At 72.6% G+C, this 24042-nt stretch carries 18 protein-coding genes and 3 pseudogenes; 18 read left to right on the top strand and 3 right to left on the bottom strand.

Features of this window, described 5'->3' with window-relative positions; all coding sequences use genetic code 11:
* Positions 1 to 32: 32 nt before the first annotated feature.
* A complete protein-coding gene (locus ACZ43N_RS13630) occupies positions 33 to 491 on the top strand; it encodes an Hsp20/alpha crystallin family protein (protein WP_468097370.1) in 459 nt (152 codons plus the stop codon).
* A 140-nt stretch (positions 492 to 631) separates the two neighbouring features.
* Here ACZ43N_RS13630 and ACZ43N_RS13625 read toward each other — a convergent pair whose 3' ends face one another.
* On the bottom strand, positions 632 to 1309 hold the full coding sequence (locus tag ACZ43N_RS13625) for a CBS domain-containing protein (RefSeq protein ID WP_468097368.1): 678 nt from the start codon (positions 1307 to 1309) through the stop codon (positions 632 to 634).
* A gap of 139 nt (positions 1310 to 1448) precedes the next feature.
* On the opposite strand from ACZ43N_RS13625, the pseudogene ACZ43N_RS13620 reads away from it, so the two are divergent.
* A pseudogene (locus ACZ43N_RS13620) lies at positions 1449 to 1585 on the top strand (DUF1918 domain-containing protein); the annotation flags it as partial.
* Between the two features lie 303 nt (positions 1586 to 1888).
* Here the strand turns inward: ACZ43N_RS13620 and ACZ43N_RS13615 are convergent.
* Both ACZ43N_RS13615 and ACZ43N_RS13610 read right to left on the bottom strand, forming a co-directional pair.
* Entirely contained in the window at positions 1889 to 2533 is a 645-nt protein-coding gene (locus ACZ43N_RS13615) for a CBS domain-containing protein (protein WP_468097367.1), read from the bottom strand.
* Between the two features lie 24 nt (positions 2534 to 2557).
* Positions 2558 to 2959, bottom strand: coding sequence for a Crp/Fnr family transcriptional regulator (locus ACZ43N_RS13610; protein WP_468097683.1), 402 nt, complete (start codon positions 2957 to 2959; stop codon positions 2558 to 2560).
* Between the two features lie 320 nt (positions 2960 to 3279).
* On the opposite strand from ACZ43N_RS13610, the gene ACZ43N_RS13605 reads away from it, so the two are divergent.
* The 16 genes and pseudogenes from ACZ43N_RS13605 to ACZ43N_RS13530 all read left to right on the top strand — a co-directional run bounded on the left by ACZ43N_RS13605 (position 3280) and on the right by ACZ43N_RS13530 (position 24021).
* On the top strand, positions 3280 to 4050 hold the full coding sequence (locus tag ACZ43N_RS13605) for a universal stress protein (protein ID WP_468097682.1): 771 nt from the start codon (positions 3280 to 3282) through the stop codon (positions 4048 to 4050).
* A gap of 58 nt (positions 4051 to 4108) precedes the next feature.
* Entirely contained in the window at positions 4109 to 6508 is a 2400-nt protein-coding gene (locus ACZ43N_RS13600) for a glycoside hydrolase family 65 protein (RefSeq protein WP_468097366.1), read from the top strand.
* A 110-nt stretch (positions 6509 to 6618) separates the two neighbouring features.
* The gene (locus ACZ43N_RS13595) at positions 6619 to 7497 is read left to right on the top strand and encodes a potassium channel family protein (protein WP_468097364.1); all 879 of its coding nucleotides are present in this window, start codon (positions 6619 to 6621) and stop codon (positions 7495 to 7497) included.
* Between the two features lie 273 nt (positions 7498 to 7770).
* The gene (locus tag ACZ43N_RS13590) at positions 7771 to 10434 is read left to right on the top strand and encodes a cation-translocating P-type ATPase (RefSeq protein WP_468097362.1); all 2664 of its coding nucleotides are present in this window, start codon (positions 7771 to 7773) and stop codon (positions 10432 to 10434) included.
* A gap of 476 nt (positions 10435 to 10910) precedes the next feature.
* Positions 10911 to 11792: an oxygenase MpaB family protein gene (locus ACZ43N_RS13585; RefSeq protein ID WP_468097360.1), complete on the top strand. Its 882-nt coding sequence runs from the start codon at positions 10911 to 10913 to the stop codon at positions 11790 to 11792.
* A 62-nt stretch (positions 11793 to 11854) separates the two neighbouring features.
* Positions 11855 to 12084: pseudogene (locus ACZ43N_RS13580) on the top strand (serine/threonine protein kinase); the annotation flags it as partial.
* Positions 12068 to 12330: pseudogene (locus ACZ43N_RS13575) on the top strand (tetratricopeptide repeat protein); the annotation flags it as partial. The pseudogenes ACZ43N_RS13580 and ACZ43N_RS13575, both read left to right, overlap by 17 nt.
* A gap of 75 nt (positions 12331 to 12405) precedes the next feature.
* A complete protein-coding gene (locus tag ACZ43N_RS13570; RefSeq protein WP_468097359.1) occupies positions 12406 to 14016 on the top strand; it encodes a phytoene desaturase family protein in 1611 nt (536 codons plus the stop codon).
* 125 nt (positions 14017 to 14141) lie between these two features.
* Positions 14142 to 16676, top strand: coding sequence for a SpoIIE family protein phosphatase (locus ACZ43N_RS13565; protein ID WP_468097358.1), 2535 nt, complete (start codon positions 14142 to 14144; stop codon positions 16674 to 16676).
* A gap of 287 nt (positions 16677 to 16963) precedes the next feature.
* Positions 16964 to 17701 carry a flavodoxin family protein gene (locus ACZ43N_RS13560; protein ID WP_468097357.1) on the top strand — a complete coding sequence of 246 codons (738 nt, stop codon included), beginning with the start codon at positions 16964 to 16966 and terminating at the stop codon, positions 17699 to 17701.
* A 151-nt stretch (positions 17702 to 17852) separates the two neighbouring features.
* The gene (locus tag ACZ43N_RS13555; protein ID WP_468097356.1) at positions 17853 to 19169 is read left to right on the top strand and encodes an NAD(P)/FAD-dependent oxidoreductase; all 1317 of its coding nucleotides are present in this window, start codon (positions 17853 to 17855) and stop codon (positions 19167 to 19169) included.
* Positions 19166 to 19924, top strand: coding sequence for a DUF1365 domain-containing protein (locus ACZ43N_RS13550; RefSeq protein ID WP_468097355.1), 759 nt, complete (start codon positions 19166 to 19168; stop codon positions 19922 to 19924). Before ACZ43N_RS13555 ends, ACZ43N_RS13550 begins: the two co-directional genes overlap by 4 nt.
* On the top strand, positions 19921 to 21192 hold the full coding sequence (locus ACZ43N_RS13545; protein ID WP_468097354.1) for a class I SAM-dependent methyltransferase: 1272 nt from the start codon (positions 19921 to 19923) through the stop codon (positions 21190 to 21192). Before ACZ43N_RS13550 ends, ACZ43N_RS13545 begins: the two co-directional genes overlap by 4 nt.
* Positions 21189 to 22508 (top strand): class I SAM-dependent methyltransferase, encoded by a 1320-nt coding sequence (locus ACZ43N_RS13540; protein WP_468097352.1) that lies wholly within the window; start codon positions 21189 to 21191, stop codon positions 22506 to 22508. Before ACZ43N_RS13545 ends, ACZ43N_RS13540 begins: the two co-directional genes overlap by 4 nt.
* Positions 22505 to 23329: a DUF1295 domain-containing protein gene (locus tag ACZ43N_RS13535; protein ID WP_468097351.1), complete on the top strand. Its 825-nt coding sequence runs from the start codon at positions 22505 to 22507 to the stop codon at positions 23327 to 23329. Before ACZ43N_RS13540 ends, ACZ43N_RS13535 begins: the two co-directional genes overlap by 4 nt.
* Positions 23326 to 24021, top strand: coding sequence for an alpha/beta family hydrolase (locus tag ACZ43N_RS13530; RefSeq protein WP_468097350.1), 696 nt, complete (start codon positions 23326 to 23328; stop codon positions 24019 to 24021). The genes ACZ43N_RS13535 and ACZ43N_RS13530 overlap by 4 nt, the downstream gene beginning before the upstream one ends.
* Positions 24022 to 24042 lie beyond the last annotated feature (21 nt).

The following is a 24042-nucleotide window of genomic DNA, read 5'->3' as shown; positions in this document are numbered from 1 at the left end:
ACGGTTGGCACAGTAGGCAAGGAGGACCAGCCATGACACGACCCGTACGACACAGCAGAGGTGGGCTCACGGCAGCCCTGCACGAGCTGGACGATCTCCGTACCCGGATGGACCAGCTCATGCACGCTGTCTTTCCCGTCGGCGGATACCCCGAGTTCGGCACGGCCGAGCCCTGGGCGCCGCTGGCCGACGTCGTGGACACCGAGGACGCCTACCTGGTGGAGCTGGACCTTCCCGGCGTGGACAAGGACCAGATCACCGTGGAGGTCGCCGAGGGCGAGCTCGGCATCCACGGTGAGATCAAGGAGAAGGAACACACGGGGGTGGTCCGCAGGCGTACCCGCCGCACCGGGGAGTTCGACTACCGCACGACTCTGCCGCCGAACTCCGACAGCGAGCACATCAGCGCGGATCTGACGAGCGGGGTGCTCACGGTGCGCGTCCCGAAAACCGAGATGGGGAAGGCACACCGCATCGAGATCACCGGCTGAGCCGGGGTGGGCCAGTCCGCCGGACCACACACCGGGTTCGGCAGGCGTATGCCTGTTCCCGCCGCGCGAGGCCGACGGCTCCGCCCGTGGCCTCGCGCGGCCATGGTCCCGCGTCCCCAGCCGCCGGCTGCGACGCCCCTTCAGGTGGCAGTGGTGGGAGACCGTCGGGTGTCGTCCGTCCGGTACGCGAGGTGCTCGGCGACCGCGACCACCCCGTCGACGCTCCGGCAGAGCCGCTCGACGACGGGAATCAGACTTCTGAACTCGACCGACCCCCTGAGGTCGACCCGCCCGTCCCGCACTTCGACCGTCACTTCCGAGGGAGCGAGCCCCAACGTGCGTCGCAGCACATCCTCGGTGATCTCGTCGCGGATGGCGTCGTCGCGGCGCAGGAAGATCCGCAGCAGGTCGCCGCGGCTGACGATGCCCAGGAGCCGGTCCGTCTCGTCCACGACGGGCAGCCGTTTGAGGTGCTGGGTCTCCATCAGGCGGGCGGCCTCCACCACGGTCCACTCCGGACGCGCGCACACGGCGGGAGCCGACATCAGTTCCTCGGCGCGGGAGCCCTCGGCCTTGGCCCGCTCCCACGCCTCGAGATGGGGAACAGGGACCCTGCCGGACGGGTCGGCCTGATCGGCGCTCTTGCGCAGCAGGTCCGCCTCGGACACCACACCCATGGGGCGGTCGAGGTCGTCCACCACGGGCACAGCGGTGACGTCGTTGTCCGCCAGCAGCCTGACGATCTCCTTGAACGGCAGGTCACGCCGCGCCTTGACGACGTCTCGGGTCATGAGTTCCGCGACCGTTCGGTGGTGCATGTCGCCTCTCCCGTCCGGGTTGTGACCGCTTGACATCCAGTCGGCCCGGCCCTGCGGATGCGGGGCGGTCGTCCCATGCGGTCGCGTGTCGCGCGTAGCACGTCGGACACAGCACCATTCTGAGGAGAGGGCGGCGATCATGCGAGCCCACCTCGGCGACCAACTCGTCGTCGAAAGCCCGGCGACCGGCGTCACCAGGCGCGACGGCGAGATCGTCGGACTCCGCCACGAGGACGGAACGCCCCCTACGACCTGCGCTGGTCGGACACCGACGAAGGGCGGGGAGCAGGCACGCGCCGGGCCATGGACACGGGCGGCGTACGCGAGATGTGGGTGTCGGTCCGGCCCCCGCCTCACGGTCGGCGCATCACTCCGGCCGACCACCAGGCGGCCACGGAACGCCGACTCACGAGGGCAGGCTCCGATGATCCGACAAGCAGCTCAGCCGGCGAGCGGGTGACGGCCCTGGCCCACGCCGCTGCCGCGCTCCGCCCGCCTGTCAGGGCCCTCCGCCACCCCTGGGACTGCGGCCGGCCGCGCGCATGGTCAGTGAGTTGTCCCGGGCCCGTCCCGACCGGGTTACTCGCCGGTGAGCTGCGGCTCGACGTCCACGACGCCTTCCACGGCGCGCACGAGGCGCACGGCGACCGAGATGAGCGAGGTGTCACGGATGTGCCCACGGAGCGTGACGACTCCCTCATGCACGTTCACGTGGATGGCGTGGCTGAAGGCCGGGAAGAGGTAGGACACCACGGTGCGGCGGACCTCCTCCTCGATGTCCTCGTCCGGCCGCAGGAAAACCTTCAGCAGGTCGGCGCGGCTGACGATGCCCTGGAGCATGCCGATGTCGTCGACCACGGGCAGGCGCTTGACGTGCCGGACGGCCATGATCCTGGCCGCCTGTGCCAGGGTGGCGCCGTGGTGGATGGTGATCGCGGGGGTGCTCATGAGTTCCTCCGCCGTCACCGCCCCGGCCTTGGCGATGTCTGACAGGCGCCGGCGCTGTTCCAGAAGACTCGGGTCGCTGTCGCGGAACTCCTCCTTGGGCAGCAGGTCGGCCTCGGAGACGACGCCGATGACACGTCCTTCTCCCTCCAGGACCGGCATGGCACTGACCCTCCACTGCTCCATGGTCTGCACGATCTCCTTGAAGGACGCGTCGCGTCCGACGGCCACGACCGTCCGGGTCATCACATCGCTGACGATGTGCGGGGTCTCAGACACCGCGGTCCTCCTCCTGTCGCCTCGTCAGGGCACCTCGTCGACGCCCGGGGGTGCGTACAGGTCGAGCAGCCGCACCCGGGCGGACCTGAGCCGGTCCGCGATCACGCCGACGACGTAGGTCAACAGCGCGTGATCAAGCTCCGGGGCGTTGCGGCACAGCTCACCGACCGCAGCAGCATCGAACTCGTAGGCGCGCACCGGGCTGGCAGCCTGTGCCCCCAGGTGCCAGCGATGGGGAGGAACCAGCCAGGACCAGCCCAACAGCTCCCCTTGACCGAGCGTTTCGATGACCGCAGCGCGGCGGCCGGGCACGTGCATGTCGAGCGCGACGGCGCCCGTGTGGATGATCCAGAAGCGGTCGGCTCTTCCCCCCTCGTTGAAGATGCGCTCGTCGGTCGCGAACGACACCTCGCGAGCGAGGGCCATGAGCTGCTCGCGATGCTCCCTGGTCAGGGCGCCGAAGACGCCGGTCCTGGCAACCACGATCGCCTTCCCTTCACCGTGATCTGGAAGCGGAAGCAGGCTCGGATGAAGCCGATGCGACGGCTGTGGCGGCGATGTGAGGCATGGGATCCCGGTTCCTGCTCAGGCCGCATGACTCCACGATCGCCGCAAATCGGCTCAGTGCAACCTGGGCCGGGGGCTCCCCGCAGGAGCCCTTCCCTGTGTCGCGAGGGAAGCCGCTCGGTGCGACGGTATTGGCAGGGGCTTTCCGGCAGCGGCCGGGAAGGAAGGTGGTGGTGACCGTGGAGCTCCCGCTGGTCGTTGGCGTCGACGGGTCGCAGTCCAGCCTGGAAGCCCTGGACTGGGCGGTGGACGAGGCGGCACGCCTCGGGCTGTCTCTGCGGCTCGTCCACGCCTCTTTGCGGGAGCGGTACGAGGGAGCCCGTCCGTCCTTCAGTACTGACCGCCCGACCGGAGTGGTCATGGCCGACCACATCGCCGCGTCCCGCGCGGAACGCGCCCGGCCGCGCAACCCGGACGTGAAGGTCTCCAGCGACGTACTGCCAGAAGACGCCGTGTCCGCGCTGCTGCACGCGGCTCATGAATCCTTCGCCCTGATCACGGGTCCCCGCGGCCGCGGTGAGATCGCCGGGGTTCTGCTGGGTTCTGTCCGTCTCGCCGTGGCAGCCCGTGCCGCGTGCCCCCTCGTCGTGGTTCGCGGCGGGGAGCGGAACCGGCGGGGTTCCCTCGGCCGGGTGACGGTCGGGCTCGGCGACTCCACGGAGGGATCAGCTGCTGCGCGGTTCGCCTTCCGCGAGGCGGAGGCGCGCGGCTGCGCCCTGCGCGCCGTACGGGCCTGGCGCCGCCCCGCCCGTGAACACGGGGACCATCCCCCGATCGCGGACGATGCCGCCGGCGCCCACGGGGAGCGGGCCTCCGCCCTCCTCACCGACGCGCTGCGCGACCCCGTCCGGAAGCGCCCCCGCTCGGAAGTGCATCGTCAGGCGGTCGAAGGCCCTGCCCTGCTGCTTCACGCCGGGTGCCCGGTGGCCGTCGTCCCGCAACGGGCCTGACCTGACGCGCGTCTCGTGCTCCCGCACAACCCGGGAAGGGAGAAGGAGAGGGCGTCGGATGTCGGAGTGGACCTGGGAGTACGAGGGCTACGACCCGGCCGCCGAGCGGCTGCGCGAGTCGTTGTGCACACTCGGCAACGGCTACTTCGCCACCCGTGGCGCCGTCCCCGAGAGCAGGGCGGGCCTGGTGCACTACCCGGCCACCTACGCGGCCGGCGTCTACAACCGTCTGGAGTCCACCGTCGCGGGGCGTCGGGTGGTGAACGAGGACCTGGTGAATCTCCCGAACTGGCTGCTTCTGCGGTTCCGTCTCCGCTTCGCCGACGGATCGGCGGGCCCATGGTTCTCTCCCGACGCGCGGCAGCCGCTCGACCACCGGCACAGTCTGGATCTGCGCAGGGCAACGCTGACCCGCACCTTCCGGTTCCGGGACGATGAGGCAGGCGTGCTGAGTGTGGAGCAGGTCCGGCTGGTGCACATGGCGGATCCCCACCTGGCCGCGCTGCGGACCGTCGTCACAGCCGAGGAGTGGTCCGGAGAGATTGAGGTGCAGTCCGTCCTCGACGGCGACGTGAACAACGGCAACGTGCACCGTTACCGGTCCCTCAACCGGCACCACCTGGCCCGTGTGCGGACCGGCGCGTCCGCGACCGACATGACGTGGCTGAGCTGCCGCACCAGCGCCTCCGACATCGGCATCGGCATGGCGGCCCGCACGGTCGCCGTCGGGCAGCCGCCCATGTCGTCGGAGCTTCGCCCGTCCCACCGTCGTGCCGTACACCAGCTGGTCGTACCGGTCGCTCCAGGCCGACCCGCCGTCGTGGACAAGACCGTGGCCCTGCACACCTCCCGTGACCCGGCGATCAGCGACCCGCTCGGCGCGGCGCTCGACCGGGTGGCCACGGCCGCCGGCTTCCCGGCGCTCGTGGACTCCCATGTCGCGGCCTGGGCGCGGTTGTGGCGGGGCGCGGACGTCCAGGTGCCCGGACAGGCGGGCCGTGTCCTGCGCCTGCATCTGTTCCATGTGCTGCAGACGTTGTCGCCGCACACCGCGGACCTGGACGTGGGGGTGCCGGCCCGTGGGCTGCATGGCGAGGCGTACCGAGGCCATGTCTTCTGGGACGAGCTGTTCGTGTTGCCGTATCTGAACATGCATTTCCCGGAGGTCTCCCGGGCTCTGCTCAACTACCGTCACCGACGCCTGCCGCAGGCATGCCGCGCGGCCCACGCGGCGGGGCGGGCCGGGGCGATGTACCCGTGGCAGTCCGGTAGCGACGGCCGTGAAGAGACCCAGGAGTTGCATCTCAACCCCCGTTCGGGCCGGTGGCTGCCGGACAACTCCCGGCTCCAGCACCACGTCGGCTCTGCGATCGCCTACAACGTGTGGCGGTACTGCGAAGCGAGCGGTGACAGCGAGTACCTGCACACCAAAGGCGCGGAGATGCTGTTGCAGATAGCCCGGTTCTGGGCGGACAGCGCGGAGTTCGCCCCCGGCCTCGGCCGGTACCGCATTCGTGGTGTGGTCGGCCCCGACGAATACCACGACAGCTACCCGGACGCCGCTCGGCCGGGCCTCGACGACAACGCGTACACCAACGTCACCGCCGTCTGGGTACTCAGTCGCGCCCTGGACCTGATGCGGCGTCTTCCGGCATGGCGTCGGCAGGAGCTGTTCGAGCGCATCGAGCTGGACACCGGCGAACTCCCGAAGTGGGAGGAGGTCTCCCGGCGGCTGACGGTGCCGTTCCACCAGGGCGTCATCAGCCAGTTCGACGGCTACGGCGACCTCGCCGAGCTGGACTGGGACGCCTACCGCACCCGCTACGACAGCATCCGGCGGCTGGACCGCATCCTCGAGGCCGAGGGCGACTCCGTGAACCGCTACCAAGCCTCCAAACAGGCCGACGTCCTGATGCTCGGCTACCTCTTCTCGCCACCCGAGCTGCGGGCCCTCTTCCACCGCCTCGGGTACGACGTGGACGACGAGGTCTGGCGCCGGACCGTCGACTACTATCTGCGGCGCACCAGCCACGGCTCCACCCTCAGCGGACTCGTCCACGGCCTCGTCCTCGCCCGTGCCAGACGAGCCGAGGCGTGGAGTTACGTCCAGGAGGCCCTGGAGGCGGACGTCGCCGACCTCCAGGGCGGCACGACCGGCGAAGGCATCCACCTCGGCGCCATGGCCGGGACCCTGGACCTGGTGCAACGCGGCCTGACGGGTCTGGAGACGCGTGAGGACGCCCTCGGCGTGGACCCGGTGCCCCTTCCCGCGCTGTCGGAGTACGGCTTCTCCCTGCGCTACCGCGGCCACTGGGGCGTCGGCGTACGGCGCCGGAGCGGGCAGCTGGAGATCCGGGTGCCCGACTCGGAGGAGTCACCGATCCGCGTGGTGCTGGCCGACCGGGCCGTGACCGTCGCGCCCGGAGAGACCTGCACGCTCGTGCTGCCGGAGAGCTGATCCACGCGGACGGACGCGCCGACCTCGGCGTCTGCGGCGGGATCGCCGCCCAGGCCATAGGCTCCTGAAGCGGGGTTCCGCTTCAGGCGACAGTGCCGTGGGAGACGTGGATGAAGTGGTTGGTCTCGCTGGTCGGTGCCGGGCTCGTCATGCTCACCCTGCGGGACCTCTTCCACACACTCTGGCACCCGACCCGCCACGGCGGTCTGAGCCGCCTCGTCATGACGGCGCTGTGGCGCCTGGCCCGGCGCTTTCGCGCACGCAGGCGGGTCGTCGGGCTCGTCGGACCGCTCGCCATGGTCACGGTGGTAAGCATGTGGGCCTTCACCGTCGTCCTCGGCTGGGCCATCGTCTACTGGCCCCACATGCCCGGTGCGTTCGCCTTCTCACCCGGTTCCAAGGCGGCGCAGGAACCCGCGCTGCTGGACTCCGTGTACCTGTCGCTCGTCACGGTGGCCACCTTGGGCCTGGGAGACATCGCACCCGGGGAGGGCTGGCTCCGCCTGGTCTCACCGTTGGAAGCCCTCGTCGGCTTCGCCCTCCTGACGGCCACGGTCTCCTGGGTACTGGAGATCTACCCGGCGCTGACCCGCAGGAGGGTCCTGGCCATCCGGCTGGCGCTGCTGCGCGACTCGGACCCGACGCCGCAGCAGATCGACTGCACGGCCGGGGCGCTGCTGCTGGACAGCCTGGCAACGGACGTCGTACGCGTGCGCATCGACTTCACCCAGTACGCCGAGGCGTACTACTTCCATGACGGGGAGGACCACGCGTCGCTGGCGGCCATGGTCGGTTACGCCGCCGCCCTCGCCCAGCGAGGACAGGCAGCCGAGCGGCCGGAGGTGCGCCTGGCAGGTGAGGTGCTCGCCGGTGCGCTGAAGGACCTCGCCACCATCCTCGACCAGCGTTTTCTCCATACCGGCGGCACGGCGGCGGACGTCTTCGCCGCGTACGCCGTCGACCACGGGCGCAGCCTCGCACAGCCCTGACCAGCTTGCCCCCGGCCCGGTCCCGCAGCGCCAGGGTCGCCCACACGACGAGTGGTCGGTCATGCCGGTCGGCCTCAGCGGTGGCACCCTGACAAGCGGACACCGGTATTCGGTGACGGCGGTTCCCTGTATGACGGGAGATGGGTGGATGGCACACAGCGAACAAGCCGGTCCTGACGTCGCCGCTCCGGCAGGCCGCCGTGTCCCCGCGGTGCGCGACAGCGACCTTCGAGCTGTACGTGGCGCACGCGCGTACACAACCCCGTCGGGCGTGTGAGCGAGCAGCGGGGCGACCGGGGTTTCGACGCGGGCACCGACGCATCCCGCACGACATCGTCCGGATCCTCCGCGGCGGGTCTGTCGTCGCCCGAGGCGACGCGTCGACTGACGCGTCACGGGCCCAACGCGATCCCGGCGGAGCCGCGCGCCCCCGTGTGGCGCCGGGTGCTGCAGCAGTTGCGCGACCCGCTGATCCTGGTGCTGCTGGTGGCCGCCGCTTTGACGATCGCCACCGGTGACCTCTCCGATGCCGCCGTGATCCTGCTCGTCATCACGGTGAACACGACGGTCGGCGTCGTCCAGGAGGTACGAGCCGAACAGGCGGTGATGGCCCTTTCCGCCATGAGTGCTCCCACCGCCAGAGTCGTCCGGGACGGCGAGGAACGCTCCCTCCCGGCTGCCGAGGTGGTGCCCGGTGATCTCGTCCTGGTGGCCGAGGGCGACATCGTGCCCGCCGACGGGGACGTACTGTCCGCTGCCTTGCTGCTGGCGGACGAGTCCTCGCTGACGGGCGAGTCCGTTCCGGTGGAGAAGGCCCCCGGCGGCGACCGGTCGCAGGGCACGGTGTCGGCGGGCACGGTCGTCGTCCGCGGCCACGGACGCGTCCTGATCACCGCCACGGGAGCCGACAGCGCGCTCGGCCGGATCGCGACTCTGATGGGTGCCGAGCCCGGTCCGACCCCGCTGCAGCGCCGGCTGGCGGGATTCGGCCGGGTTCTGGCAGCCGCGATCGTGGCACTGTGCGCCTTGGTCCTGGCTCTCGGGCTGGTGCGCGGACAGCCCGTGGAACTGATGATCGTGGCGGCGATCAGCCTTGCCGTCGCCGCCGTACCGGAGTCCCTGCCCGCCGTCGTCACGCTCGCCCTCGCCCTGGGGGCACGGCGCATGGCGGACCGGCACGCCATCGTCCGCAGGCTGCCCGCGGTGGAGACGCTGGGCTCCGTCACGGTGATCGCCACCGACAAGACCGGCACCTTGACCGAGGGCCGAATGGCCGCCGAACGACTGTGGACGCCGCACGGAGAGGCCACGGTCCTGGGCACCGGATACGAGCCCCGGGGCCGGGTCGTCCGCGACGGGCAGGCGGTCACGGCGAACGATGTACCCGACCTGGCGGCGTTGCTGCGCGTCGCCATGCTGTGCAACGACGCGGCGCTGGAGCCACCACCGGACGGCTCCGCGCAGTGGCGCGCACTGGGCGACCCCACCGAGGCCGCGCTGCTTGTGGCGGGGGCCCGGCTCGGGCTGGACCGGGCGGCGCTGGACCGCGAACTGCCGCGCGTCGAGGAGATTCCGTTCGACAGCGGCCGCAAGCGCATGACGACCGTCCACCGCCGACCGGACGGAACAGTGCGGGTCGCGTGCAAGGGAGCGCCGGAGTCCCTGCTCCGGCCGCAGGTCCTGGCCGGCGCCCCGGACGTGATCGCCCGGGCGGCGGCTCAGGCGGAGGCACTGGCGCGCGAGGGGTACCGAGTGCTCGCCGTCGCGTCGGCCGACCACGAGGAACCGCTGGAACCGCCCGGGACATGGGAGTCCGGCCTGTCGCTGCTCGGCCTCGTCGGCATCCTGGACCCGCCCCGCAGCACGTCCGAGCCGACGATCACCGCCTGCAAACGCGCCGGCATCGTCCCCGTACTCATCACCGGCGACCATCCGCTGACCGCCCGGGCCATGGCCGGCCGCCTCGGCATCGCCTCCCAGGAGGAGGAGGTCACCACCGGGCAACGGATCCGGGAAGGAACGGCGGGCGAGCTGACGCGCGTACACGTCTACGCCCGCACCAGTCCCGAGCAGAAGCTGGACATCGTCGAGGCGTGGCGCGGGGCCGGACAGGTGGTGGCGATGACGGGTGACGGGGTCAACGACGGTCCGGCCCTGCGCCGCGCCGACATCGGTGTCGCCATGGGTTTCCGCGGCACCGAAGTGGCCCGCCAGGCGGCCGACCTGGTGCTCGCCGACGACAACCCGGCCACCATCGTGTCGGCCGTCGAAGAGGGGCGCCGGGTCTACGCCAACGTGCGCCGGTTCCTGCTCTACGCCCTCGCCGGAGGCACGGCGGAGATCCTGGTCATGCTCCTCGGCCCCTTCCTCGGCATGCCGCTGCCGCTGCTGCCCGCACAGATCCTGTGGATCAACCTGCTCACGCACGGCCTGCCCGGCGTCGCCCTCGGTGCGGAGCCCGTCACCCCGGACGCGATGCGTCATCCGCCCCGGCCCCCCGAGGAGAGCGTGCTGGGCGCCGGGCTGTGGCCGCGCATCCTGCTCATGGGCGCCTTCGTTGCCACGGTGACCCTGGTCGCCGGCGTGTGGGCCAGGGAGACGGGCCGCCCCTGGCAGTCCATGATCTTCCTGGTCCTCGGCGCGACCCAGCTGGGCGTCGCCCTCGGCTCCCGCGCCCGTCCGGGAAGCCTGGCCAACCCGTTCCTGCTGGTCGCCGTGGGCGTGGCCTTGAGCCTTCAGGCGGCCGGTGTCTATCTGCCCTCTCTCCGGGACCTGCTGGGCACGGAGCTGCTGTCGCTCGGGGACCTGGCGATCGCCTGCGCGTTGTCGGGCCTCGGCCACGTGGTCATGGGTGTGCAGGCACGGGTGTGGCCGGAGCGGCCGCCGCGAGCCGCCATGGCGGGGAGCGGAGATCCGGGTGGCCGCCGCGTCACGTGACGTGGTGGGCAACCACGTCTGCGGTCACGACGCCCCCGCTGACGCGGCACTTCCTCCGGTGCCACACGCTCGTCGAAGGCGACGAGACCGGCATGGCCGAGAGCACAGCCCCGGGCCGACCGCCCTGCCTCCGGCAACGGCACGTCCGGCGCGTCGGCAGCGAGGAAGCCGCCCTGTCTGTCGGAGCGGTTCGCGCGGCTCGGCGCGGCCCTCACCCCACCTTCCACCCGCTCCCGTGCGCCGGCGGGCGAGGCCACGAGTCCCCTCGCAGGGCAGCGTGATGCCCCTGCGGACACCCAGCGTCGGTGGTCACACGCAAGGGTTCCGCGACCGAGGAGATTCACCCCCACGTCCCGGCCGTGGACCCCTCCGCGCGCGAACCCTCGGGGCGACGCGTGTTCGCTCACCACTTCGGGGGGATGATGCCGAACGGTCGATGACATGCGCGAGCCGACAGCCACTCGAGGTGACCTCACATGACCGTGACCCGACCCGACGGCGTGGACGCCCCGCACGGAGGCGACCCCGGGCTCTTCGGTCCCGACTCGGTGACGTGGCAGACGCACGGCGACCCGATGATGTGGATCGCCGGTATCCGAGCCCTCTACCTCCAGGCCCTGCATCCCCGGGCCGTGCGCGGCGTCATGCAGAACTCCGACTTCCGCAAGGACGCCTGGGGCCGGCTGCTGCGCACGGCGGACTTCGTCGGCACCGTGTCGTACGGCACCACGGAGGCCGCCGAACAGGCCGCCGCCCGCGTCCGGAAGATCCACAGTAAGCTCACGGCCACCGACCCGGACACGGGGGAGCGGTACGGCGTCGACGAGCCGGGTCTGCTGCTGTGGGTGCACTGCGCCGAGATCGACTCCTATGTGCACATCCTGCTCCGCTCGGGCTTCCCCCTCGGTGAAGCGTCCGCCGACCGGTATGTGGCCGAACAACGGGTCAGCGCCCGCCTGGTGGGTCTCGACCCCGCCGAAGTGCCCGGCAGCCGGGCCGAGTTGGCCGCGTACTTCGAGCGGGTCCGCCCCGAACTGGCTGCCGGACCGGAGGCACGCGACGTGGACGACTTCCTGCGCCGCCCGCCCACACACCCGATGTTCGTACCGGCACGCGAAGCGCTTTGGAGGCGCGTGGCCGACCTGGCGTACGCCTCTCTGCCGCCGTACGCCCACGAGTTGTACGGCCGCCCCGCCCCCGCACCGGCGGTCGTCACCCGCCGCCTGCGGCGCACCGGCACCCTGCTGCGCTGCGTTCCCGCACGTCTGCGCTGGCAGCTCCCGCCCAAACACATCATCCGGGCCATGGCGCGACTCGGCCCCGGCACGCGTCCGGCACCGTACAAAGTCATGCGATAGGCCGCCATCCTGGACACGCCGAAGGAGGCCGGTCCGTGCGGGCGGGGGGGCGATCGTCGGCGATGACGGACACCAGGCTGACCCGGGACCGGTACCGGTTGCTCGGCCTGATCGGGCACCGCGGCATGCGTGAGGTCTGGCGGGCGAGAGGCGAGGCACCGGCCCGCCAGGTCGCGGCCAAGTGCCTCAAACCCGTCGGCGACCGTCCGGACCGGTGCGTCACCGGTGCGTCACCGGTGTGCTCCGGGAGCGGTTCCGGCGGGAGGCGCGCGTGGCCGCCAAACTCCAGCACCCTCGTCAGCCGTCGCGAAGTCGCTGTGGGCCTCGGCCGGCTGGGCCGCTGGGCCGACGCCCTCACCGCGTACCGGAGCGTCGCCGACTCCCGCGAGCGGTCCCGGCACGGACCACCCCGACGCGCTCGCCGGCCGCAGCGACGAGGCCCACCGCCTGGAGCAGCTCGGCCGCGGACCCGAAGCGGTGCGGCTGTACCCGCAGGGCGGCGGCGTTACGACAGCGGCGGGCACTCGGCGGGCCCTGACTCCCCGGGCCGCGGCATTGGTCCACCTGCCCCGGTCCCCTGGCCGACCCCGTTCAACGCGTGTTACCAAGAGCCATGCCTGCCACCCCCGCCCCCGAAGCGCACCCCGGCCGCCCCGCGGCCCGCACCCACGACTCCTACGACGCGGTGATCGTCGGCGGCGGCCACAACGGCCTCGTCGCCGCCGCCTACCTGGCCCGCGCCGGGCAGTCCGTGCTGGTCCTGGAGCGGCTCGGGAACACGGGCGGCGCAGCCGTCTCCACCCGGCCCTTCACCGGGGTCGACGCCCGGCTCTCGCGGTACTCCTATCTGGTCAGCCTGTTGCCCAAGAAGATCGTCCGGGACCTCGACCTCGACTTCCGCGTCCGGGGCCGCACCATCTCCTCGTACACCCCCGTCGAACGCGACGGCCGCCCCACCGGTCTGCTGGTCGGCGGAGGGGAGCGCCGCACCAGGGAGGCGTTCGCACGGCTGACGGGATCGGGGCGCGAGTACGAGGCCTGGCAGCGCTTCTACGGCATGACGGGCCGCGTCGCCGAACGGGTGTTCCCGACCCTCACCGAGCCGCTGCCCACCAGGGAGGACCTCCGGGCCCGTATCGACGACGAGGACGCCTGGCGTGCCCTCTTCGAGGAGCCGATCGGCGTCGCCGTGGAGTCCGCCTTCGGCGACGACCTGGTGCGCGGCGTCGTCCTCACCGACGCCCTGATCGGCACCTTCGCGGACGCCCACGACCCGACCCTCAGCCAGAACCGCTGCTTCCTCTACCACGTGATCGGCGGCGGGACCGGCGCCTGGGACGTGCCCGTCGGCGGCATGGGCGCCCTCACGGACGCCCTGGCCGCCACCGCGCGTGCGGCGGGAGCAGTCCTCGCCACCGGCCACGAGGTACGGAAGATCGCGACCGACGGACGGTCCGCCGAGATCACCTACCGGACACCCGACGGGGAAGGCACCGTCGCCGCCCGGCACGTCCTGGTCAACGCCTCGCCCCAGGAGCTCGCCGCCCTGACCGGCGACGCGCCGCCGGAGCCCGCCGAGGGCGCACAGCTCAAGGTGAACATGCTGCTCAAACGGCTCCCGAGGCTCCGGGACGAATCCGTCGACCCGCGCGAGGCCTTCTCCGGGACCTTCCACATCGCCGAGGGCTACGACCAGCTGGCGGCCTCCTACGCGCAGGCCGCCGCGGGCAGGCTCCCCGAGGCGCCGCCCTCCGAGATCTACTGCCACTCCCTCACCGACCCGACCATCCTCGGCCCGGACCTGGTCGAGCAGGGCTACCAGACACTCACCCTGTTCGGGCTGCACACACCCGCGAGGCTGTTCGAGGCTGACAACGACGCCGTACGCGAGGAACTCCTGAAGTCGACCCTCGCCCAGCTCGACGCCCATCTCGCCGAGCCCCTCGCCGACTGCCTCGCGACCGACGCCGAGGGCCGTCCCTGCATCGAGGCCAGGACCCCCCTCGACCTGGAGCGCGACCTGGGCCTTCCCGGCGGCAACATCTTCCACCGCGCCCTCGCCTGGCCCCACACCCAGGAGGGCACCGGACGCTGGGGCGTGGAGACCCGCCACCCCAACGTCCTCCTGTGCGGTGCGGGCGCCGTACGCGGCGGCGGGGTCAGCGGGGTGCCGGGGCACAACGCGGCGATGGCCGTCCTGGAGGACCTCGGCCGACTGCCCTGACCCGAGGGTGCCCGCCGCGCTCGATCGCGCATTCCGGCCGGGCGGGCGACGCTGTAGGTACCTTCCTTTTCCGCACCCGAGCCGAGTGTGCGGATGCGGCTTCGTCCACAAGGGTTGAGAACGCGGTGACGGGAGATCAGCGGGCGTCCGGGCAGTCAGGCGACGGTGGAGCGGCACAGGCTGGCGGCCTGCCGTTCCACGCTCCGTTCCTGGCCGCCGCTCGGGCGGTGGCCCAGGCCGCCTCCCTGACGGCCGCCCTGCTGGGAGGGCTGAGTCTGGTCGGATGGATTCTCGATGTCGACGGGCTCAAGCGCATTTTCCCCGGTGTCGGGACCTCCATGAAGGCGAACACCGCCGTGGCCGTCCTCGCCCTCGGCCTCTCGCTGTTCCTGGTCGGTCGCCGACAGGCCGGCACAAGTGCGCCGGGCCCGTCCTCCGAGGGGGCCGCGGGCCGCTCGCAGCCCGACCTGGTCGCGGCCCGCGTGGCCGCTGCCCTGACCCTCCTCATCGGCGGACTCAGCACCCTGGAGTACCTGACCGGGGCGAGACTCGGCATCGACGAACTCCTCTTCGAGGACGACACCGCACAGGTGGCGACCGGGGACCCGGGCCTGATGTCTCCGAACACGGCCGCGGCCCTGGTGCTCGGAGCAGTGGCATGCCTGTCCGCGAGCACACCCCGAGCACCCGCCTGGGTGGGCCAGATCCTCGGCCTGGTCGTCATGGCCTTCGGCATGCTGCGGCTGTACGGGGCCGTCTACGAGGTGCCCGAGCTGGACCGGTTCGGCGCGTACACGGGCATGGCCCTGCACACCGCGATCGCCCTGGTGCTGCTGGGAGTCGGCGCGTTCCTGGCCCGGCCGGACGCGGGCCTCGCGGGACTGCTGATGAACGCCGGCACCACCGGTGCCCTCGGGCGCCGCCTGTTCGCCACCGTCCTGGTCATACCGCCCTTGCTGGGGTGGGCCGCCCTTGCGGGCGAGAGCGCGGGACTCTTCAGCTCGCGGCTGGGCACCGCTCTGCTCGTGGCCGGCCATGTGGCCGTGTTCGCGGCGGTCGTCTTCTCGGCTTCGGCCGTGGGCCGCCGTATCGAGGTGGCCCACGCCCGCGCCGAGTGGCAGGTGCGGCAGAACGCACTGCTCCAGGCATTCATGGACCACACGCCCGCAGTGGTGTTCATCAAGGATCTTCAGGGCCGCTTCCTCGCCGTCAACACGACGTTCGAGGCGAACACAGGCCTGTCCAGGGAGCAGGTGCTGGGCCGACGGGACGAGGACGTCCTGCCGCCCGGCCTCGCCCGTCAGGCGCGCGCCGCCGACCTCGCCATGCTCGCCCGGGGCAGCCCCCTGCAGCGGGAGGAGTCGCTGACCCTGCCGGAGGGCGACCGGGACGTCCTCACCTCCCTCTTCCCGCTCAACGACCGCAACGGCAAGCCCTACGCCGTGTGCGGTGTGGTCACCGACGTCACCGAGCGCGTCGCGGCCCAGCGCGAGGTCCAGCGGGCCCACCGGCGCTTCGTCGCGCTCCTGGAGTCCGCGCCCGACGCCACCCTCATCACGGACGGCGACGGCACCATCGTGATGGCCAACGCCCAGGTGCAGCGCCTGTTCGGCCTCGCCCCCGGTGACCTCGTCGGCCGGGCGGTCGTCGACCTGGTGCCCCCGGCCCGCCGGCGACGGCACAGCGCGCTGCTCACCGCCTACCTCAGCCTGCGCGACCCCCAGCCGACCGTCGTGGACCGGGACCTGTACGGGCGGCACCCGGACGGCTCCGAGTTCCCCGTCGAGGTGAGCGTCAGCAGCCTCCAGGCCGAGCGGGAGACCCTGGCGGTCCTCACGGTGCGGGACATCACCGGACGCAGACAGCAGGAGGCCGCACGCGCCGAGCGCTACGAGCAGCACCGCCACATCGCCTACACCCTCCAGCACAGCCTCATGGGGGAGCCTCCCCGTCTCCCGCACCTGCCCAGCGCGCACCGGTATCTGGCCTCCGTCCAGGACCCCGGGGTCGGCGGGGACTGGTTCGACGTCATCCCCCTCGGCGAACGCCGAACCGGTGTCATCATCGGCGATGTGATGGGCCGGGGTCTGGAGGCGGCGGCCGTCATGGGGCAGCTGCGTGCCGCGTCCCACGCGCTGGCCCGCACCGGCGCGCCGCCCAGCCGGCTCATGACCGCCCTGGACGCCTTCGTCAGCGACCTGGCGGACCAACTCGTCACCTGCGTCTACCTGGTCATGGACCAGGACACGGACGAGGTCACGCTGTGCTCGGCCGGGCATCTGCCCGTCATCGTCCTGCCCCCGGACGGGTCCGCCCGCCGGTTGCGGTCACCGGTCGGGGTACCGCTCGGCGTCAACGACCTCGGGAGCGCGGTGCCGTTCGAGGAGGCGACCGAGCCCCTGCCGCCGGGCAGCACCCTGGTGCTCTACACCGACGGACTCGTCGAGAGGCCGGGCACCGACATCGAGGTCCAGATCGACGTCCTCAGCCACGCCCTCGACATGGCTCTGAAAGGAGCGCCCCCGGACCCGGAGCTCCTGGAGAGGGCGGCGGACCGGCTGATCACGACCCTCCTGCCGGACCCGTCCGCCCATGACGACGACGTGACGCTGCTGATGATCCATGTGCCGGGACCGGCGGAGGAGGGCGCCTGCGGCTGATCGCCCAGACGGGGCGCGAGAGGCGGTGGGGCACATCCGACGGCGGCAGACGCACTTCGGGCGGGCCCCGTCGGCCGCGGCCGCGGCTGTCCATGGCGCGGGTCAGCCCGCCTCGCTGCACATCGGGCAGGTGATCCACCGTGTGCCGCGCGCCGTCATGTTCGGCGCCACGCCCCCGACTTCAGCCCGGTGCGCAGGTTCGCCGAGCGCGACCACAAGAACATCGGTGGCACACGAGCGGTGCGTCGGAGCGCGACAAAACGGACGTCGCGCGAGACGCTGCCCCCATGACAGCTCCTTCCGCGCCCGCCGCCGACACCCCGTACCGCTTCGACGACCTGACCGCGCTGTTCATCAACTGCACGCTGAAGCCGTCCCCACAGCTCAGCCACACCCAGGGCCTCATCGACAAGAGCGCGGCCATCATGATGTCGCGCGGGGTCACCACCTCCGAGGTCCGCGCCGTCGACCACGACATCGCGCCCGGCGTCTACCCGGACATGACCGAGCACGGTTTCGCGACGGACGAGTGGCCCGCGCTGTACGAGCAGGTGATGGCCGCAGACATCCTCGTCGTCGCCGGGCCGATCTGGCTCGGTGACAACAGCTCGGTGACCAAGAAGGTGATCGAGCGCCTCTACGCCTGCTCCAGTGAACTCAACGCACAGGGGCAGTACGCCTACTACGGCCGCGTCGGCGGTTGTCTGATCACCGGCAACGAGGACGGCGTCAAGCACTGCGCGATGAACGTCCTCTACAGCCTTCAGCACCTCGGCTACACGGTCCCGCCCCAGGCGGACGCCGGCTGGATCGGTGCGGCCGGCCCAGGACCGTCGTACCTCGACCCCGGCTCGGGCGGACCGGAGAACGACTTCACCAACCGCAACACCGCGTTCATGACCTGGAACCTCATGCACATGGCGGCCCTGCTGAAGCGCGCCGGGGGCATGCCGGCCCACGGCAACCAGCGCACCGAGTGGGACGCCGGCTGCCGCCCGGGCGCGGAGAACCCCGAGCACCGCTGACCCGTTCGTATCAGCTCCCAGGGGGCCCGGTCGCCCACGCGGCACGTCCGTTCCGCCCCGCGCCACAAGATTCACCGCTGTGCCAATCCACCGCCCGACCTGCTCCGGATTACGCGAGAACCCGGTTCACGGAGGGTGGGAGGAAGAGGCGATGGATCCTCTGGCGAGTGGGAAGACTCCGCACGGCGCGGAGCACACCGCACGGTACGGACGGCGCACGGCCGTGGTGGGCGCCGGGGTGGCGGGGCTCACCGCCGCATACATCCTGGGCCGGACCGGTCGTGTCAGCCTGTACGAGGCGGACGACCGGCTCGGCGGGCACGCCCACACCCACGAGGTGACCTCGGCGCACGACGGACGCGTGCACCGCGTTGACTCCGGGTTCATCGTGCACAACCGGCGCACCTACCCGCGGTTGCTGCGGCTCTTCGACGAACTCGGCGTCGCCACGCAGGAATCGGACATGAGCATGTCGGTCCGATGCGAGGGGTGCGGGCTGGAGTACGCCGGCGCCCGGGGCCCCGCCGGACTGTTCGCCCGGCCCGGCAACCTCCTGCGCGGCCCCTATCTGCGGCTCCTGGCCGAGGTGCCTGCCTTCCACCGCGCGGCCCGGCGGCTGCTCGCCCGGGGCGGCGAACCGCCGCTCACCCTGGGGGAGTTCCTGGACCGGGAGGGCTTCTCCGCCTACTTCCGCACCCACTTCATGACCCCGGTCGTCTCGGCCGTCTGGTCCTGCGACGCCGGCACCGCCCAGCGCTATCCGGCCGCCTATCTGTTCCGCTTCCTGGAACACCACGGAATGCTGTCGGTGGGCGGCTCACCGGTGTGGCGCACGGTCACCGGCGGATCCCGCGAGTACGTCGACCGCGTCGCCAAGCACATCGGCGAGGTCCGCACCGGCACGCCCGTACGAGCCGTACGACGCCACGCCGACGGCGCTGCGGTGACGGCCGCCGACGGCACCACCGAGTCGTACGACGCCGTCGTGATCGCGGTCCACCCGGACCAGGCGCTGCGGCTGCTGGCCGACCCGACCGAGCGGGAACGCGACGTCCTCGGCGCGTTCCGCTACTCCCGCAACACCACCCTCCTGCACACCGACACCCGGCTGCTGCCCCGGTCCCGGGGCGCCCGCGCCTCCTGGAACCATCTGCTGCCGTCCTGCGACGCGGGCGCCGACCGGGTACGGGTCAGCTACGACATGAACCGGCTCCAACGCCTCGACGCCGCCGAGACGTTCGTGGTCACCCTGGGCGGCGAGGACCGCGTCGACCCCGGCCGGGTGCTGGCCCGCATGGTCTACGAACACCCCGTCTACACCCCCGAGTCGGTCGCCGCCCAGCGACGGCTGCCGGAACTCGACAGCCGTGTCTGCGCCTTCGCGGGCGCCTACCACGGCTGGGGATTCCACGAGGACGGCTGCCGTTCCGGCGTCGAGGCCGCCGCGGCCCTGGGAGCGCACTGGTGACCGCCGCACCGGAAACCGCCGAACCCGCCCTCTACTCCTGCGTGATCGCCCACGTACGGTCCGCCCCCCGGCGCTACTCGCTGCGGCACCGCACCTACCTGTGGCTCCTCGACCCCGACCGCCCGCCCCGGCTGCCCCGCCTCCTGCGGCCGCTCGCCCGGTTCGACCCGCGTGACCACTTCTCCGGAGACCAGCCCTCGATCCGGGCCGGCCTCGACGCGTTCCTCGCCGAGCGGGGCGTGCGCCTCGACGGCGGCCGGGTGCTGATGCTCACCCACGCGCGCGTGCTCGGGTACGTGTTCAACCCGCTCACCCTGTTCTGGTGCCACGGCCCCGGTGGCGAACTGCGCTGCGTCGTCGCGGAGGTCCACAACACGTACGGCGGACGCCACTGCTACCTCCTGCCCGTCGGCGGCTCCGGCACGGCCGGTGAGCCGTACCGCGCCGACAAGGAGTTCTACGTCTCGCCGTTCCTCCCGGTCGACGGCCGCTACCGCATGCGGCTGCCGTCGCCCGGAACGCGACTTGACCTGACCGTCCACCTGGACCGCGAGGAGGGCCGCACCCTCACCGCCACCCTCCGGGGCACCCGGCGCGAGGCGACCGCGCGGACCCTGCTGCGCCTGGCGGCGCGTCACCCCTGGTCCACCCTCGCCGTGTCGGCCGCCATCCGCGCCCACGGCGTACGCCTGTACCTGCGGGGACTGCCCGTCCACCCGCGACCCGACGACCGCATCCCGGAGAACGCCGCATGACCACAGCAGAGCCCCGTATCGTCCCCGGCGGCCCGACCGCCCCGGCCGATCCCGCGCGCTGGCCCGATGTGGCCGTCGTCCCCGCCTCCTCGCCGCTGCGCACCGCCGTGACCTCGGCCCTCGTCCGGCGGGCCCTGCGCGACCTGCCGCTGCGGGCCCGGTTCGCCGGAAGCGGCACCGTCGGCCTGGGCGGCCCGCTGCTGGAGGTGCACGACCCGGCCGCATTCCACGCCCGGGTCGGCACCGCCGGCCTCGTCGGGTTCGGCGAGTCGTACATGGCCGGCGAGTGGGACGCCCCCGACCTGGTCGGCGCCCTCACCGTGCTCGCCGCCCACGCCGCCGAACTGGTCCCGGCGCCGCTGCAACGCCTGCGCGGCCTGTGGGCGCCGCGCCAGCCGCGCGAGGAGCGCAACACACCCGAGGGGTCCCGCGCCAACATCAGCCGCCACTACGACCTGTCCAACGACCTGTTCGCCCTCTTCCTCGACGACACCCTCACCTATTCCTCCGCCGTCTTCCGCGGCTTCCCCGCCCACTGGGACCGGCTGGCCGCCGCCCAGCACCGCAAGATCGACCGACTGCTCGACCTGGCCGAGGTCGGCGAGGGCACCCGGCTGCTGGAGATCGGCACCGGCTGGGGTGAACTCGCCCTGCGGGCCGCCGCCCGCGGCGCCCACGTCACCTCGCTCACCCTCTCCCGGGAACAACGCGACCTGGCCCGTGACCGGGTCCGCGCGGCGGGGCTGGGCGAGCGGGTCTCCATCGAACTGTGCGACTACCGCGAGGCACGGGACGAGTACGACGCCGTCGTCAGCGTCGAGATGATCGAGGCGGTCGGCGCCGAGTTCTGGCCGGCGTACTTCAGCGCCCTCGACCAGCGGCTGGCCCCCGGCGGCCGGGTGGCGCTCCAGGCCATCACCATGCCGCACGACCGGATGCTCGCCACCCGCGACACCTTCACCTGGATCCACAAGTACGTCTTCCCCGGCGGACGCATCCCCTCCACCCGCGCGATCGAGGACACCGCCCGCGACCACACCCGGCTGCGCCTCGCACGGCGCGACGCGTTCGGCGCCCATTACGCCGAGACGTTGCGCCTGTGGCGGGAGCGGTTCACCGAGCGTGCCGACGACGTCGAGGCGCTCGGCTTCGACGAGACCTTCCGCAGGCTGTGGACCTTCTACCTGGCCTACTCCGAGGCCGGGTTCCGGGCCGGCTACCTCGACGTGCACCACTACCTGTTCGACACGGAGGGCCCCGCCCGATGACCACCACCGCCCCCACCACCACGGCCCGTTCCGGCGCCGCCCATCTGCTCACCGCCCTCGCCGAGGACGCCCTCGGCGGCCCCCTGCCGGTGCGCCTGCGAGCCTGGGACGGCAGCGAGACCGGCCCGGCCGACGCCCCCGTGGTCGTCGTACGGTCGCGGCGCGCGCTCCGCCGGCTCCTGTGGCAGCCCGGCGAACTGGGCCTCGCGCAGGCGTACGTCACCGGCGAACTCGACATCGAGGGCGACCTCGCGCACGGCCTGCGCACGGTATGGGCCGCCCACCGGGAGCTGCGTCTGCGCCCGCCGAGGCTCACACCCGCCGACCGGGCCCGCGCTCTCGCCACCGCCGTACGGCCCGGCGCGGTCGGCCCCCGGCCGCCCGCCCCCGCCTCCCAGGCCCGGCTCCGCGGCGGCCTGCACAGCCGTACCCGCGACCGTGCCGCCATCAGCCACCACTACGACCTCTCCAACGACTTCTACGCCCTCCTCCTCGACGAGACCATGGCCTACTCCTGCGGCTACTGGGCCGCGGAGCACGCCGAGTTCGGGCCCGCCGACGCCCAGCGGGCCAAGCTGGAGCTGATCTGCCGCAAGCTCGCCCTGGCACCCGGCGCCCGGCTGCTCGACATCGGCTGCGGCTGGGGCTCGCTGACCCTGCACGCGGCCCAGCGGTACGGCGCCCGGGTCACCGCCGTCACCCTGGCCCGCGAACAGGCCGCGTACGTGCGGGAGCGGGTCCGCGAGCGCGGTCTGACCGACCTGGTGGACGTGGTCCGCCAGGACTACCGCGACATCCAGGGCGGCCCCTACGACGCCGTCGCCACCGTCGAGATGGGGGAGCACGTCGGGGACGCCGAGTACCCGGCGTTCGCCGCCGCCCTGCACCGGCTCGTGCGGCCCCGCGGCCGGGTGCTGGTCCAGCAGATGTCCCGCGGCCGGACCGCCCCCGGCGGCGGGCCGTTCATCGAGGCGTACATCGCCCCCGACATGCACATGCGCCCCCTGGGCGAGACGGTGGGCCTGCTGGAGGCGGCTGGTCTGGAGGTCCGGCACACCGAGTCGCTGCGCGAGCACTACGTCCGCACCATCGGCGCCTGGCACCGCACCCTGGAGGACCGCTGGGAGCGGTTCGTCCGGCTGGTGGGGGAGGAGACCGCGCGGGTGTGGCGGCTGTACCTGGCCGGCGCGGCACTGGCGTTCGAGGAGGGCCGGATGGGCGTCGACCAGATCCTCGCCGTACGGCCCGGCCCCGACGGCGACAGCGGACTCCCGGCGACCACGCACACCTGGTACGCGGGGCTGGAGCGGCTGTGAGCGACTTCCCGTGGAGCGCCTTCGCGCTCAACCTCGCCTGGGCGGCCGCCGCGGCACTCGCGGTCATGCTCGTCACTTTCGCCGTCGCGGTGCGCCTCGGTGTGCACCGGATCGTGGACGTCGCCTGGGGCGTCGGCTTCACCGCGGTGGCCGCCGTCACCTACGCCGCCTCCGCCGGTGAGGGCGATCCTGCGCGGAGGCTGCTGGTCACCGCGCTGACGGGGATCTGGGGGGTGCGCCTCGCGGCGCACATCGCACACCGGAGCCGTGGCCACGGCGAGGACCCCCGGTACGAGGCCATGCTGTCCAAGGCGCCCGGCAGCCGCAACGCGTACGCCCTGCGCATGATCTACCTGCTCCAGGGCGCCCTGGTGTGGCTCGTCTCCCTGCCCGTGCAGGCCGCCCAGTACGTGCCGGACCCGCCGTCGGCCCTCACCTGGGGCGGCGCCGCGCTGTGGGCGGCCGGCCTCGGCTTCGAGGCGGTCGGTGACGCCCAACTGGCCCGTTTCAAGGCCGACCCCGCCAACCGGGGAAGGATCATGGACCGGGGCCTGTGGGCGTGGACCCGGCACCCCAACTACTTCGGGGACCTCTGCGTGTGGTGGGGTCTGTTCCTCGTGGCCTGCGACTCCCCGGCGGCGGCCGCCGTCTCCGTGGTATCACCGGTGGTGATGAGCCTGCTGCTCACCCGGGGCAGCGGCAAGCGGCTGCTGGAGAAGCACATGGCCGACCGGCCCGGCTACACCGAGTACCAGGCCCGCACCAGCGGTTTCTTCCCCCGGCCGCCGAAGCGGGCGCGCAGCGGGGCGGGAACGCGATGACGCACGGACCGCGCCCGGAGGAGGCGCTCCTTCTCCGGGCTTCTCCGCCCCGGCCGCGGGCCGCCGTCCTGGTGCTGCACGGCGGGCAGGCGGTGAGCCACCGCCCCACCCGCCCCTGGCAGCTCGCCGCGCTGCGCATGGACCCCTTCGTCAGGGCGGTGTCCGCCGCGCTGCCGGACCGGGACGTGCTGGTCGCCCAGGTCCGCTACCGGCTGCGCGGCTGGAACGACCTGCGCGCCGACCCCGTGCGGGACACCGAACTCGCGCTGGACGACCTCGGCGCACGCGTCGGCCCCGTGCCCACGGTCCTGCTCGGCCACTCCATGGGTGCCCGTGCCGCCCTGCGCGCCGCCGGTCACCCGCAGGTGGCCGGCGTGGTCGCCCTCGCGCCCTGGTGGCCGCCGGACGAGCCGGTGGACCACCTGACGGGCCGGCATGTCGTCGCCCTGCACGGTGACCGCGACCGCGTCACCTCGCCGGCCGACTCGGCGCACTGTGTGCGCCGGGCCCAGCACACGGCGGCCCGGGCCGGCATGGCCGTCGTCCACGGCGGCGACCATGCGATGCTCCGCCGCCGCCACTTCTGGCACCGCACGGCCACCACCCTCGTCGCCTATCTCCTCGACCCCGCCGACGCACCGGACCCCCTACCCGAGGAGTCCTACGGCACGGGCGGCTTCCCCGTGCTCTGACGACCCGTACGACCGCAGCCG

This window comes from Streptomyces sp. NPDC030814, assembly GCF_055572155.1.
Note: the sequence above shows the minus strand (reverse complement) of the source record. Positions and strands in the feature narration are given on the sequence as shown.

What these genes read in the sequence shown, in the direction of transcription:
- ACZ43N_RS13600 (WP_468097366.1), top strand. Translation starts at nt 4,109, where the DNA reads ATGTCGGAGTGGACCTGGGAGTACGAGGGCTACGACCCGGCCGCCGAG.
- ACZ43N_RS13555 (WP_468097356.1), top strand. Translation starts at nt 17,853, where the DNA reads ATGGATCCTCTGGCGAGTGGGAAGACTCCGCACGGCGCGGAGCACACC.
- ACZ43N_RS13585 (WP_468097360.1), top strand. Translation starts at nt 10,911, where the DNA reads ATGACCGTGACCCGACCCGACGGCGTGGACGCCCCGCACGGAGGCGAC.
- ACZ43N_RS13530 (WP_468097350.1), top strand. Translation starts at nt 23,326, where the DNA reads ATGACGCACGGACCGCGCCCGGAGGAGGCGCTCCTTCTCCGGGCTTCT.
- ACZ43N_RS13610 (WP_468097683.1), bottom strand. Translation starts at nt 2,959, where the DNA reads ATGGCCCTCGCTCGCGAGGTGTCGTTCGCGACCGACGAGCGCATCTTC.
- ACZ43N_RS13595 (WP_468097364.1), top strand. Translation starts at nt 6,619, where the DNA reads ATGAAGTGGTTGGTCTCGCTGGTCGGTGCCGGGCTCGTCATGCTCACC.
- ACZ43N_RS13630 (WP_468097370.1), top strand. Translation starts at nt 33, where the DNA reads ATGACACGACCCGTACGACACAGCAGAGGTGGGCTCACGGCAGCCCTG.
- ACZ43N_RS13545 (WP_468097354.1), top strand. Translation starts at nt 19,921, where the DNA reads ATGACCACAGCAGAGCCCCGTATCGTCCCCGGCGGCCCGACCGCCCCG.
- ACZ43N_RS13540 (WP_468097352.1), top strand. Translation starts at nt 21,189, where the DNA reads ATGACCACCACCGCCCCCACCACCACGGCCCGTTCCGGCGCCGCCCAT.
- ACZ43N_RS13560 (WP_468097357.1), top strand. Translation starts at nt 16,964, where the DNA reads ATGACAGCTCCTTCCGCGCCCGCCGCCGACACCCCGTACCGCTTCGAC.
- ACZ43N_RS13625 (WP_468097368.1), bottom strand. Translation starts at nt 1,309, where the DNA reads ATGCACCACCGAACGGTCGCGGAACTCATGACCCGAGACGTCGTCAAG.
- ACZ43N_RS13570 (WP_468097359.1), top strand. Translation starts at nt 12,406, where the DNA reads ATGCCTGCCACCCCCGCCCCCGAAGCGCACCCCGGCCGCCCCGCGGCC.